The 12,247-nt window shown below is 44.3% G+C and carries 11 protein-coding genes and 1 pseudogene; 6 read left to right on the top strand and 6 right to left on the bottom strand.

What is annotated here, in order from left to right; genetic code table 11:
* Positions 1 to 116 precede the first annotated feature (116 nt).
* Positions 117 to 2,057, top strand: a complete 1,941-nt coding sequence (locus GF617_RS25465) for a site-specific integrase (RefSeq protein WP_045293018.1) — start codon at positions 117 to 119, stop codon at positions 2,055 to 2,057.
* Positions 2,058 to 2,211: 154 nt separating this feature from the next.
* Here GF617_RS25465 and GF617_RS25460 read toward each other — a convergent pair whose 3' ends face one another.
* From GF617_RS25460 to GF617_RS25440, 5 genes are all read right to left on the bottom strand, one after another.
* Positions 2,212 to 2,847 (bottom strand): hypothetical protein, encoded by a 636-nt coding sequence (locus GF617_RS25460; protein WP_124982902.1) that lies wholly within the window; start codon positions 2,845 to 2,847, stop codon positions 2,212 to 2,214.
* A gap of 182 nt (positions 2,848 to 3,029) precedes the next feature.
* The gene (locus GF617_RS25455; RefSeq protein ID WP_203452723.1) at positions 3,030 to 3,602 is read right to left on the bottom strand and encodes a hypothetical protein; all 573 of its coding nucleotides are present in this window, start codon (positions 3,600 to 3,602) and stop codon (positions 3,030 to 3,032) included.
* 626 nt (positions 3,603 to 4,228) lie between these two features.
* On the bottom strand, positions 4,229 to 5,155 hold the full coding sequence (locus tag GF617_RS25450) for a hypothetical protein (protein WP_045293012.1): 927 nt from the start codon (positions 5,153 to 5,155) through the stop codon (positions 4,229 to 4,231).
* A 350-nt stretch (positions 5,156 to 5,505) separates the two neighbouring features.
* The gene (locus tag GF617_RS25445) at positions 5,506 to 5,988 is read right to left on the bottom strand and encodes a ribbon-helix-helix domain-containing protein (RefSeq protein ID WP_071603061.1); all 483 of its coding nucleotides are present in this window, start codon (positions 5,986 to 5,988) and stop codon (positions 5,506 to 5,508) included.
* A gap of 220 nt (positions 5,989 to 6,208) precedes the next feature.
* Positions 6,209 to 6,751 (bottom strand): recombinase family protein, encoded by a 543-nt coding sequence (locus GF617_RS25440; protein WP_007777701.1) that lies wholly within the window; start codon positions 6,749 to 6,751, stop codon positions 6,209 to 6,211.
* A gap of 126 nt (positions 6,752 to 6,877) precedes the next feature.
* Between GF617_RS25440 and GF617_RS25435 the strand changes: the two are divergent.
* From GF617_RS25435 to GF617_RS25425, 3 genes and pseudogenes are all read left to right on the top strand, one after another.
* Positions 6,878 to 7,240: pseudogene (locus GF617_RS25435) on the top strand (recombinase family protein); the annotation flags it as partial.
* 6 nt (positions 7,241 to 7,246) lie between these two features.
* Positions 7,247 to 7,423: a recombinase family protein gene (locus tag GF617_RS27600; RefSeq protein ID WP_124982920.1), complete on the top strand. Its 177-nt coding sequence runs from the start codon at positions 7,247 to 7,249 to the stop codon at positions 7,421 to 7,423.
* Between the two features lie 261 nt (positions 7,424 to 7,684).
* The gene (locus GF617_RS25425) at positions 7,685 to 10,279 is read left to right on the top strand and encodes an AAA family ATPase (RefSeq protein WP_203452722.1); all 2,595 of its coding nucleotides are present in this window, start codon (positions 7,685 to 7,687) and stop codon (positions 10,277 to 10,279) included.
* A gap of 40 nt (positions 10,280 to 10,319) precedes the next feature.
* Here GF617_RS25425 and GF617_RS25420 read toward each other — a convergent pair whose 3' ends face one another.
* Positions 10,320 to 10,817 (bottom strand): hypothetical protein, encoded by a 498-nt coding sequence (locus tag GF617_RS25420; RefSeq protein ID WP_203452721.1) that lies wholly within the window; start codon positions 10,815 to 10,817, stop codon positions 10,320 to 10,322.
* A 238-nt stretch (positions 10,818 to 11,055) separates the two neighbouring features.
* On the opposite strand from GF617_RS25420, the gene GF617_RS25415 reads away from it, so the two are divergent.
* Positions 11,056 to 11,520 carry a helix-turn-helix domain-containing protein gene (locus GF617_RS25415; RefSeq protein ID WP_203452720.1) on the top strand — a complete coding sequence of 155 codons (465 nt, stop codon included), beginning with the start codon at positions 11,056 to 11,058 and terminating at the stop codon, positions 11,518 to 11,520.
* 189 nt (positions 11,521 to 11,709) lie between these two features.
* Complete coding sequence (locus GF617_RS25410; RefSeq protein ID WP_045293008.1) at positions 11,710 to 12,132, top strand: hypothetical protein; 423 nt, start codon at positions 11,710 to 11,712, stop codon at positions 12,130 to 12,132.
* Positions 12,133 to 12,247 lie beyond the last annotated feature (115 nt).

Genomic DNA, 12,247 nt, shown 5'->3' with positions numbered 1-12,247 from the left:
CGTAGGTTCGACTCCTATTATCGGCACCATTCACTTCTATATTATTGATTTAGTTAGCATTAAATCCATTCAGAGTGAAATCGCGTAACCTCTACTACATAGAGGTCATACAGCCGATGGCTCAACGTGATAATCTGTATCGCCGTAGCAGCGGTATTTATGTTGTCCGTATTGCAGTTCCCGCCCGATACCGTCTCTACACGGGACAGCGTGAGATTCACGCTTCAACAGAAACAAACGACATCAGAAAAGCGAGAGCGATTGCCGCAGGTCTATTGGTTGTCTGGCAGCGATGTCTGGGTGAGTATCAAAAATTGGATAGAGAAAAGTTGGTAAGCAGTGCCCCTGCTTTGGCTGGAGAGGGGATGATCAGCCTTGCTGAATTTTGCGGTTTAACAAGTGCTTCCCTGCAACAAGTCGCTCAGCGCCTGCTTGATACGAATATCCCGCTGTTTTGGCTTGCTGATGGGCGTCCTGCTTACTATGTAGAAGACCTTTCACTCGTTGATAGGGACGATCCAGAGACTTCTGGGTATATTATCGATAGTGCTATTAACATTGGGATCAGAGGTTCTCTGAACGGTTATATTCAGCCCTTGGTTGCCTCACGTATATTACGTCAGATGATAGCAGGCGAGCTGCTGGAAGCAGAAACCGCGTTTAAATCCTCAGAGGCTTCATCCAAAGCTGCATGGTTCGTTGACTTTCCCGGTGTCGAAATCTCGCCTGGTTCACTAATGATTCATCGTGTGCAAGCCGAGCGCTTACGATTATTTTGGCTGTCACATAGCACCGCGGTTTCTCCAGTAATGCCTGAGAAACTAAAAGCAATTACCCCTGTATTATTGCCCTCATCAATACCGGATAATGAATATGTAAATCGTAAATACTACTCAGTGAAAATGAGCGAGTTATGTGAAAAATATATTCGCTACAAGCGCGGGGGAAAATTCACGGAAAAGGCAGAGAATCGAGTTCGGGAAGGTTTTAGCCTACTGGTTGAAGTCATGGGTGATCCAAAGCTTATAAAAGTAGATCGTGACTATCTCCGTGAGTATGAGAGCTTACTAAGGTCGATACCTGCACGGCGTGATTTAGCTAAAATCCGATACAAAATCAATGACATTCATGAGCTGGTGGTTAAAGCAAAAGAGAATGGCGACTCTCTAATGAGCGATAACACCGTTCGTAAATATATGCGGGTTATCTTCGAAGCTTTCCGGTGGGCTGATGGAGAAGGTATTTTTATTAAGTCCCCAGCGAATCAATTCTTCGCACCTGTAGAAAATGAAAAGATGGATCAGGACTTCAAAGCTGAGTTCACTGATGAGGATTTGCACGCTATTTTTAACCGCCCTTGGTTTAAACGTGGAACTGTGGATAGAAATAGCGAGGGACACTTCCATCATTACCGTGCATTTCATTACTGGTTGCCACTCATTGGATTTTTTACCGGAGCAAGGATTAATGAGTTATGCCAACTTTATCTAGATGATATTAAGCAGGATGCTACCGGGTTTTATTTCTTTGAAATCAGCAACGAACGGGCCGATCAGTCACTGAAAACGATTAATTCACGAAGAAAAATACCGTTGCATCCGACATTGATAAAACTTGGATTAATCCGCTATTGCGAAGCATTGAAGAAATCAGGTCATGCGCGTTTATTTCCTGAGCTTCCTTACCACCCTGTAAAAGGATATGGCGGTAAAGCTTCGGACTGGTTTAATCGCTCGTTGCTCAAAGAACGGTTAGGCTTTGAAAAAGACAGCAAAAAATCCTTCCATTCATTCCGTCACACGTTTTCTACCAGGCTCAAACAAGCTGGAATCGACAGCGAGACGCGTGCGCAGTTTGTTGGACATATCCGCGGTTCTGGCGAGACAGAGAACCGGTATAGCAAAGATCATCCACCAGCAGCCCTTTATGCTGTGCTTGAGAATGTTACGTTAGGGCTACCGGAAGTTGCTCCATTTGTTTGCGAAGATGGTGTAGATGCGGTAGCTGATGCACTACGGATTAAGCAGAGCAATAAATCGCGGAAAGAACCGCAATAGCCTAACTTTCTTTCTCTAACGCGCTCAGAACGATTCTGGCGCGTTTTTTATTAAGGGGAGTGAATTTCGTGGTGCGGAATTTGCAACTCTCTTTTAGAACGGCTGGTGAAGCTGCTGTTTATCAGAAAGCCTGGAGTTGTAACCTTCGATAAGGTTACTTGTGATTCTTCATATAGTCCGATAAGAATTGCTCAAGATCCTTATCGTTTCTGACGGATACGAGAATTTTTGCGACGGCCTTCATAGCATTGGTTGTATTACTGACGGCACCAGCATCTTCACTGTTAATGATTGCATTATTAGCAATCTTATTTATTGCGCTATTGGCTTCTTCTTCGCTAATTTTTCCAGCAAGTATCGAATCAAATATTGGGTAAGCCTGATTTGCATATTGGCTAAAACGAACGTCATCAAAATTAGATGCCAGAGTTAATTTTACCTGCCGGATGTATACCTCTCGTGTGGTTGTTGCCAGCAAGTCTTTCGGAGTTTCACATGCAGCGGTGCTAGTGTTCCCTTGGATCATTCCCTTTTTAAAGAAACTAGCCACAATACCGTCTATCTCACCGTGCATAATCTGGCTGAATCCTGTTACAGCAGAAGTGCCAGTGAATAGCGTTCTATAATTTTCAAGTTTATAGGACGCGCTAGTCGCCTCGCCTGTTTGGGTGGCGTTACATGCGTAACGATAACCATCATCAAGCTTTTGGCTGATTTCTTCTGTATTGGCTGCGATAGTTGTGAGGGGAGCACTAAGCAAAATTAAAAAGAAAAATGATTTAATGTCCATGGGGAGTGCCGATTGGGTTTCACGTAGTTTAGACGTGTTAATTATGCTTAAAAAAAGCAAGAGCGTCATGCGTAAAAAACTGTAAAAGGATTATTAGTCGCCTCGTGGCGCGTTTTTTATCGAAAGTAGTGGATAACATTGCGAGCGATCAATGCGACTGGTCGAGTTGCGCACCTTTATTCTCAGCTAAAATGGAAATATGCTAGAACAGTTACAACCACAAGCATGGCAAAACGGAGTAACCCTTCGCGATGCTTAGTAAACCATTTCCGCTCATAGCGTAGCGGCTCGTAGGAAGGCGTTACCCATTTAAGGAACTCTGCGTTGAGATTGTCTAAGGACCCTTTGGGTTGCTTAAGCTGGACGCCGACAATGTATTGGCGTCGTAATAAATCGGCCCGGCAGTTACTAATGAGTTCTCTTTCAGTTGTCAGCTCGGATTCATCAATAAAATCAAATGATTCAATTACGATTTGGTGTGCTGCCTGTAAATCTTTGTGGGTAACAAAAGCATCGCAAGTGATCAGGTCGCCTTGCGAGGTGAACGTCTGGAGATCGATGCCGTGCCTTGCCTGTAAATTATCAATTAGTTGCTGCCTGATTACTCTATTGAATGGTCGGATGTAACCCCATTTTGGATCAATATCGTCGCCAAATGACTCATAGCTGAAAAACTCACCCTCCATAGACTTACCGTGTCGTTCGAAGCGCACATAACCATCTGGCTTAGTCTGGTAATAGTTGGATGCTGACATAAACTTCCCTGATTAGAAGGCTATCACTTGTAGTGCAGTTTATTGAACAACGCAGAGGAGAATTTTTCAACAGTGTCTGTCATGCAAGTATAAGGACTGCCACGCCGCCACGGAAATTTTCGGACGCAATGCTGGATGCTGGCGAACCTAAAATGCACACTTTATTACGCCAGTTTGTTAAGACTGAATTTACACCGCGAACTCGTAACTCGTTGGCATACGCATCCAACGCGCTGTAGGGCTTTCAGCCACGTTTATTATTTAGGGTAGTAGAATTTATGGGGTGGAACATGCGGTGTGCTCATGGCCCATCTGGTTGCGAATAACTGCCAGCAATTCTATGTATAAGGTTTTGTTTTTCAACCACCGAAGTTTTTAACTTCTTCGCCAAGAAGGGGGTTGTTAAAACCTAAGATATTCACTATTCAGCGATCATATTCCTGACAGCTTGTTGGTGAAGTTCGCCGCTCCGCTTCTCACTTCCGGTTTTCCCTGTTACCTGTTGTTGTGTGTAAACGTAGTTGGTTAGAGGGTGTAAGTATTTAAGTTATTAGGTCACTGCGCGTCAGCCCAGCCAGCAAGCGGATCACTGCTCCAAAGTCCGCACACTTTTTTGGAATGGATATTCACGGGTGTAGGTTTCGCAACGCTGCTCTAACCCTGTTACTCAGTTCTTTGTCTGCTGTCAGGTGACTACTCTCTGTCCGTGTTCTGCCTTTCTTGTCGCGTTGTCCTACAGTGCTGAACGAGTGAATGCCGCGTTCCGCCGTTGCATCTCTGTATGAGCGTATCCAGTTGATTGAAATGAGTCGGAACAGATCTCCCTCTGCCATCTGTGCCGTAGCTATCGGACGGCGGAACGTGAACAGGCTGGCGAGCGTTTCAAACGGGAAGTGTTGCAGCCCGGAGAGAAGACCGAAGCCGTGTTGCTGTAGCGCGTCACCCTGCAATGTCACCTCTATGCGAGCACGTTGCTGGCGAAGCGGCAGCGGCTGCTTCTTGTCGGTGCGTTTGTGATAGCACTGCCATGAAATGGCATCATCTTCGTTGCCAATCCGCATGTTATAAGCCGGGTTTATACGATTGCCGGGCTTATCAAGAAATTGGTTACTGCTGTTGTCGCCGTTGTATTGGCGATGATTGGTGCCCGGGGCGAACAGGCTTGTTTGCATCCGGTATGTGAGGGCGCGTGTTGCTTCAACTGACTGTTGTTTGTGCCAGAAGTCACAACTGATCTCTATCCCGGCAATAGTCGGTTCGGTTGCAAACGTGAACCGTCTGGCTAACGCATGGAGCGCAGCACGGAGCTGCTGATAGTTGTTCGCCAACTCGTCATGAAAGCGAATGCGGAATGTGTCAGTAACATCACCGGGCTGCATGTCGATTGCCTCAACCCACCAGCGATTAACGCTCGTTATCTCTCTCAGCGCTCTGCGGATGTGTTGGTGTTGTGTTGGGCGTTCGGTGCGAATCTCAACGTCGAGCCAGTCGATGACGGCGGTAGCCCTGAATTGCTTCAAGGCTGAATCCGCTGTTTGTTGATAGTTGTTCATTGCCAGCCTTTCAGCTTGTCGCTATTGGAGGGCGAACGCTCCAATGCCGCTTATCGGTGAGGTCAATGTCAACCTCAAGAATAGACAGCATGTGCGGCTTGGCGGGGGGAGGGCAAAGGCGTGAGACTTTTTCGACGAACTCACATACTTCACTAAATAGATAAACCGGGCGAGGGGGGCGAGTGGCGGAATACCTTCCGACAGGAAGTAAGAACTCACCGTGATAGCTAGCCCTTCCGCGCCGCATATCCGCTAATAAATCATCCCATGCCCTGACGTTGCCCAGCTTGGCTCTCAAAAAGTAAGCCGTCTCACTTGCTGGAAGTGTTTTAACTTTCATTGTTTCCTCCTTAATCAACGTCTGGAGCGATCATGAGATGTAGCTGACCGCGTAGCTCGTTCTGGATGATCACGAATGGTGATCCGCCGTAGCTTTTGTCTCTGTAACCAGTCAGTAAGGTAAACGCCGCAAATGAGTTATCACGGGTGACGATGGTTGCGCCGTCTAGCTCGCTCTGGAGTTGCTCGTCATTAATCCGCCAGTAGCCGTTGCCGATAATCTCATGATGGGCGCCTGCTTCGACTGATCCAGCTTCCGTGAGGGGAACAATTCGCTCAGCCATTAACTCATCAGCCAGTGCTGCACGTATCAGAGCTGTCCTGTTTGGCGCATCAGGCTGTGTCGCCAACACTTCACTCGCCCAATCCTGCCAACGAATCCCGCGCTTTGCCGCCAGCATATCGAGCGCTGTCCATGTGGTGTCTTCTAACCGGAATGATGTGCGCCCAATCCCGGCAAGCTCTGCATTGCGCGTTTTTAAGATCTTTTTCATGTTTCACCTCGAAATAATCACTCGTGAAACTATATACCTGTAACATATAAAAGCAAATGTATATATTCACTAATATAAGTTTTAGCTCGAGTGGAATGTTGAAACTTGCATGGTTTTGCTGCCATGGAGCGTTCTGACTATATCGGTGGTGCGTTATATAATCAGGATGCAAAAACGCCACCATAGCAATATGGTGGCGTTCTGTGAGGCGTGGTGGCCTTTATTCTGACTTGATGGTCATGACCGTTTTTGTGCTTATCCCGTGTTTCTCGGCGGCCTTGCGGATGGATAGACCAGAGGTTAAATCAGCCTTGACCGCTTCCCGATCGATTGTGGCACTTTTACCTCGTCCGGCAATACGCCCTGCTGCTTTTGCTGCTTCATAGCCCTCTTTCTGGCGCTGTAGCATCGTTTCGCGTTCCATCTGTGCCACGGCAGCCAATACGGTTAACATCATGTTGCCTACAGGGTTATTGTCGCCAGTTTTAAAACCCTCTTTATGAAACTGCACCACAACGCCGCGCTGTGCCAGCTTTTCGACGGTTGCCAGTAGGTCAGCAGTATTACGGCAAAGGCGGTCAATGCTATGAACGTGCAACACATCGCCCTCCCGCAAATAGTCCATCATTGCGGCAAATTGTGCTCGGTCGGTGTTTTTGCCGCTGCTTTTTTCTTCAAAGACTTTATCGAGCACAACGCCGTTTAACTGGCGCTCTGTGTTCTGCTGAACACTTGATACACGAACATAACCGATATTAGCCATAGCTTACCCTTGTTGTGGTAATTTGCCTTTCGAGCTTTAATATACAACACTGTGTTACTTAATTGAAGGCAAATTACTACACTTTGGGCCGATTTTATGTGTAGTGATCTAGCGTGCTATTTCACTACACCTGTAGTGGAAAAACTCGACCGTCTGAGGCGCGATGCTATTGATGTGCTCCAGTCAGTCCGATTGTTATCTGATCGAGGTATCAAGGTGATCGTCCACCAGCTTGGAACAATTGATCTCATTTTTGCTGTCGGTAAGCTGCTAATGTCGATACTGGAAGCGGTTGCTGAGATGGAACGTGACCTGTTGAAAGCGGGCTTTTCTCGGGCAAAAGCCGAAGGTAAGAAGCTGGGAAGACCGTCGAGAATCGCCCCAGAAGCCCGTAGAGCGATTATCGAGAAAAAGAATAATGGAACTAGTGTCAGTGCCTTAGCGCGCGAATACGGCGTTTCCAGAGCAACTATAGCCGCATTGCTTTAAACGTTTATTGCTTCTCGAAGCCCTTGGGCGACAACTCGCTGTATAGCGGTTCTAACTTTCAGACCGCAGGGCTTATCTCAGAGAAAGATTGCCAATGCACTTAATCATTTGGGCATAACTACGTCTCATGCTGGGACTTGGCGATTATCTCAGGTTCACCGAATAATCAGTAGGTTAGGATAAAATGTGAAAGAATAGACTCAGTTTAAAATGCTTTCGGTTGCGTTAAATGAATTCTTCACTTAAAACATAACGGTGTCGCATATGTCGATGTTTATGAGAGAGTTAAATTAAATTGAAGAGCGTGTTCTTCTTTGTTCCAATGTCTTCGGTGGATGCGATACAGTCTAACCTTATGAATTGCTTATTAAATTCCCTATCAACGCTATTATATGAAAGATAGGTGGCAATTCTTATCTATAAAAATAACTGTTAGAGGCTATCATGGATGTCTTACAGGAAATATTGAAATGGTCTGGTTCCGAGCTACCCCTCTGGGCAAGAGACTGCTTAAGGAGACAATTGGCTTCTCCCTCATTGGAGGATAGTGATTATGAAGAATTATTAGAATTGATAAAGATTGAAAATAAAATATTGCCCCCCGATAAATTAGAATCTCTCCCCTTAAATAAGGATCATATTCCGGTTTCAGCGGTTAATGATCAAGTCATTAAGATTAAAGAACTAAGTAGTCTTGTTCACGTGAACAGGATTGCGCCTGACCAAAAAATTGCATTCTGTGATAATGGGATTACCATAATTTATGGTATGAACGGTGCGGGAAAATCAGGATACGGGCGAGTTCTCAAGCACGCATGTAGAGCACGAGATAAAGGTGGTGCGATACTCCCTAATGTAAACCTGCCTGGCTATTCATCCAATATACCTAACGGGAAATTTAAAATTTCTCTGAATGGGAATGAACACGATTTACAATGGTCTTATAATTCACCCTCCCCAGAATTGTTGTCCTCAATTAGTGTTTTTGATACTCTTTGCGCATCATCATATCTGAAAGAAGGCGAGGCTGCTTATTTACCTCGCGGTCTCGATATTCTTGAAGAATTTGCAAATACAATAATTCCTAAATTAGCAGCAAAAATTTTAGCCGAGGCTAAAACTATAGATGTAAATAAAGAGATAACTCAAGTATTTACAGATGGCACTAGTGTATCTGATATATGTAAAGTATTGGACCATAAAACAGATATTGTAAAATTAAGAGGTTTAGCCACTTTAAGTGATCTTGAGCTAAGTAGAGATAAAGAACTAGATAGAGTTCTGGCAGAAAAAAATCCTGAGGAAAAGTATAAAGAATTACTAAAAAGTGTATCGCACATAAAAGAGCTTTGCGTTAGGATCAATAATCAAAGTAAGTTTATAAATAACGCGGCCATGACAAGGCTTAAAACGTTGATTGAAGGCGTTACTAATGCAGAAAAGGCATTAAATGAATCAGCGCAAAAACTTGCGGCCGGAGATGATTTATTGCCTAATACTGGTGAAAGTATCTGGAGAGATTTATTTCTGTCCGCCAAAAAATACTCACTCAGTTGTGCTTATCCAGACCATGATTTCCCCTCCGTTGGTAGTGATGCAAAATGCGTTTTATGCCAGCAACCTATATCCGAAGCAACTGACAGAATGTTACGCTTCAATGAGTTTATTAATGATGATATATCTAAATTATTAGATGAAAGAAAATCTGCACTAAAAACAGCTAGAGAAAAAATATATACTGCTACCCTTGACTTTAGTTTTAATGCTGCAATACATATTGAAATTGGTAATGAGCATAGCGAATTAATTCAAAGAGTTAATAAATATCAAGAAGATATTATCAATACAAAGACTGCGATGCTTTCAATGATTGACAGTAAGAACTTCGTGAATATCGAACTTGATTATAATCCAATTTCAGAGCTAAGGCTTCTGGCTGCTGGCAAGTTACGTGAAGCAAGGTTATATAAGCAAGCATCTAAAAAGAGAAAGATTGACGCTCTAACAAAGGAAAGTAAAGAACTCAAAGCGCGAATTATGCTTGCGGAGAAATTAGATGGCTTAATTTCTTTAGTTGGTAGGTTAAAGTTATATAACACTCTTAACTCTATTAGCTTTTCAGCAATATCAAAAAAAGTATCAGATAAGTCTAAGTTCTTTGCAAATTCAATAATAAGCAATTCTTTAAAAAAAGAGTTGGATGAAGAATTTTTTAAACTGGGTGTTTCTCATATAAAAACAGTTCTCAAACCAAGAGTTTCTAAAGGGAAAGTTTTTTATAGTTTGCTTTTGGATATACCTGTCTCAAATAAGGTGGATTTAATTTTGAGTGAAGGGGAACAGAGGGCTGTATCGTTAGCATCTTTTTTAGCTGAATTAAAGCTTGCCAACCATTCATGTGGGATCATTTTTGATGATCCTGTCTCTTCACTTGATCATCATAGAAGAAGACGAGTAGCAACAAGATTGGTTGAAGAAGCAAAAAATCGGCAGGTAATAATTCTCACGCATGATATCGCTTTTTTGAGCGAGTTAATATTTGCTACCGAGAAAAATAATGTCGATAGCTTAATACATCACCTGCAATGGACAGGAGAGTTTTCCGGCTGCGTTTATGATGGTTTACCATGGGACAAGGTCAGCTATAAAACTAGAGTTGAAAAGTTAAAACAAGAGTCTCGACAATTAGATCCTTGGCCTGTATATCCCAATGCTGAGCAAGACAACTCTATGCGAAGATTATATAGCCGTATGAGATCAACGGTTGAGAAAATGGTTGAGGATGTGATATTCGCTGGGATTGTGGTTAGATTCAGTGAAATTATAGGAGTTGGCAATTTACATAAATTAAGTGGGCTTGAGCGTGAGTGCTGTATTGCGATTTCTGATCTCTGGTCAAAATGTCATCGCATTACTGATGCTCATGACCAGCCTGCATACAAACAGACAGCCTTACCAAACCCTGATGAATTTCGAGCCGATCTAGAGCTTATTTTAGATTTAGCAAAAAAAGCAGCAGCTACTCAAAGTAAAAAATAGTTAATCCTTAAGCATTCAGGGAAGAATCCCCTGAATGCTTTCATTCATATGAAGCCGCGATGACTTTCCCGGTGTTGGCGTTAAAAACACAAAAGTATTGCAGTGGTATCAGCATATTCATGCTGTTAATGGCCTTAGCCTGTTGTCCAAATGCTTGAATCGTTTTCTTTTGCTCGTCGTGCCACAAGTAAGTTTCGAAAACCGGCTGAGCTTCACTTTCCTGCCACACATGGCGAAACGTCGCTTTTTTGTCGATTACCTGCTTGCACTCTCTGACGGGGTTATGGTGCGCTTTTGCATAGCATTCCGGTGTATTACCTGAGCAAACAGCACCTTGCTTTTCTGTTGTGCGTTCTGCACTAACAGCAGAAAACGCACACACTCCCAGCACCAAAACGAGAGTTCCCAAAATGCCCCATGATATCGCTCGTAAGCTGCTTATCTGCCGTTTTATTGAAACGTGAGCAACTATGCTGTAACTGGCCCAGCTAAGCACGGCTCCCGCTGCCATCGGTAATATAAAGTCTGATCCCGTCATGATTTCCTCATTTGCCAAACAACATCACGTCTTGTAGTGAGTGCTGGAGACACATACCCGTGATGACCATCATACGGTTATGATTTAATTTGTCACTAATGGTATTCATTTTGAATCTATCAATTGTAGTGATGCAGGCTTCTTGCTAGGGAGAGTGTGCTCACAAATAGGGCTTTTAGATTCAAAATGTCTCATATGGAGCGTGGCCTTACAGTGGTCAAAACTGCACATTCAGTGCATGAAAAAGACCTTGCGAATACAGTTTGGCGAGCGGGTAAAAGAACTGCGCATTGCCACAGGAATGAGCCAAGAAGCGTTTGCTGATCGGTGTGGGTTTGCTCGTAGTTATATGAGCCGCATTGAACGTGGTGGCTCTAATGCGTCTCTCGATGCCATTGAGGTGCTGGCTAACGCCCTGAGCGTCGAGCCGTGGCGGTTGTTAGCGTCTGATTCATCCGAAGATAACGACCCGGAACTATTGGTTCCCTATGCGTCGGATGGCTCGTGTTTTCACCCCGGTCTGGCTAGCTCGCGAGATGGTTCATTCGGAGTGGGCGATAAAACCGCTCAGAAGCGCTTTGGCACGTTTTCCGAAGCCCTTGAGTATCTTCGTAGCATGGAGACCGCAAAATGGCGTAGGCCCAATCCTAGCGGCAATTGGGGTATCGTATCAGCGGTTCGTTGGGACAAGCTGAGAAAGTAGCTCAAGTGTAAGTTTATAAATTCTTGGTGCTGTATGAATGAACAGTATTTATAGGCGATGGACTATTCCCGGTTGCACATACTTCTTGCTTCTGGTGGGGCGAAAAACATCAAAATACAGGTGCGTTACATAGGCGTTATGGTGGCGTTTTCCTACGTTGAGAAATGATGATTTAGCGGAGTTATGTTGATGGCGTTCGAAATTGTCACGACTGCAATAGCCTCCTCTACGGCATTAGCTATTGCAGTTGTTGGATACTGGTTCACGAAGAAACGTGAACGAGAAGCTGAGTTACGAAAAGAACGCTTAGATCATTATAAAGAACTTGTGTCTAGTCTAAGTGGCATTCTTGAGGGCGATAACAATTTACAGGGACAAAAGCGGTTTGCTGTAGCTTGCAACAATCTTAATCTCGTTGCGCCCGCATCTGTGATCAAAGCCCTGCAAGCGTTTCAGGACGAAACAAAGTCAAGCAATCCGAGCCGAACCCTTGAACGCCATGATGAGTTACTGTCGTTGCTGCTTATCGAGATGAGGAGAGACCTTAATATTTCACCTAACGGTGAGTCCGCGTTGATGTTTCGGTTGTGGGCACCGGGGAAGCAGCGGTGAAGTCTTAATCTAACTAGCATGTCCTACATAGCTGTCCTACAATCGCACTTCACAAACTCATGTGGTTACGCGAGTTTCGGTAATGCGAAGGTCGTAGGTTCGACTCCTATTATCG

This window comes from Lelliottia sp. RWM.1, assembly GCF_016859735.1.
Classification (GTDB): Bacteria; Pseudomonadota; Gammaproteobacteria; order Enterobacterales; family Enterobacteriaceae; genus Enterobacter.
Note: the sequence above shows the minus strand (reverse complement) of the source record. Positions and strands in the feature narration are given on the sequence as shown.

Bases quoted from the DNA above. Each gene is read 5' to 3' on its own strand.
- GF617_RS25450 (WP_045293012.1), bottom strand. From the start codon at position 5,155: ATGAACAACTATCAACAAACAGCGGATTCAGCCTTGAAGCAATTCAGG.
- GF617_RS25415 (WP_203452720.1), top strand. From the start codon at position 11,056: ATGAAAAAGACCTTGCGAATACAGTTTGGCGAGCGGGTAAAAGAACTG.
- GF617_RS25455 (WP_203452723.1), bottom strand. From the start codon at position 3,602: ATGTCAGCATCCAACTATTACCAGACTAAGCCAGATGGTTATGTGCGC.
- GF617_RS25420 (WP_203452721.1), bottom strand. From the start codon at position 10,817: ATGACGGGATCAGACTTTATATTACCGATGGCAGCGGGAGCCGTGCTT.
- GF617_RS25440 (WP_007777701.1), bottom strand. From the start codon at position 6,751: ATGGCTAATATCGGTTATGTTCGTGTATCAAGTGTTCAGCAGAACACA.
- GF617_RS25425 (WP_203452722.1), top strand. From the start codon at position 7,685: ATGGATGTCTTACAGGAAATATTGAAATGGTCTGGTTCCGAGCTACCC.
- GF617_RS25410 (WP_045293008.1), top strand. From the start codon at position 11,710: ATGGCGTTCGAAATTGTCACGACTGCAATAGCCTCCTCTACGGCATTA.
- GF617_RS25465 (WP_045293018.1), top strand. From the start codon at position 117: ATGGCTCAACGTGATAATCTGTATCGCCGTAGCAGCGGTATTTATGTT.
- GF617_RS25445 (WP_071603061.1), bottom strand. From the start codon at position 5,988: ATGAAAAAGATCTTAAAAACGCGCAATGCAGAGCTTGCCGGGATTGGG.
- GF617_RS25460 (WP_124982902.1), bottom strand. From the start codon at position 2,847: ATGGACATTAAATCATTTTTCTTTTTAATTTTGCTTAGTGCTCCCCTC.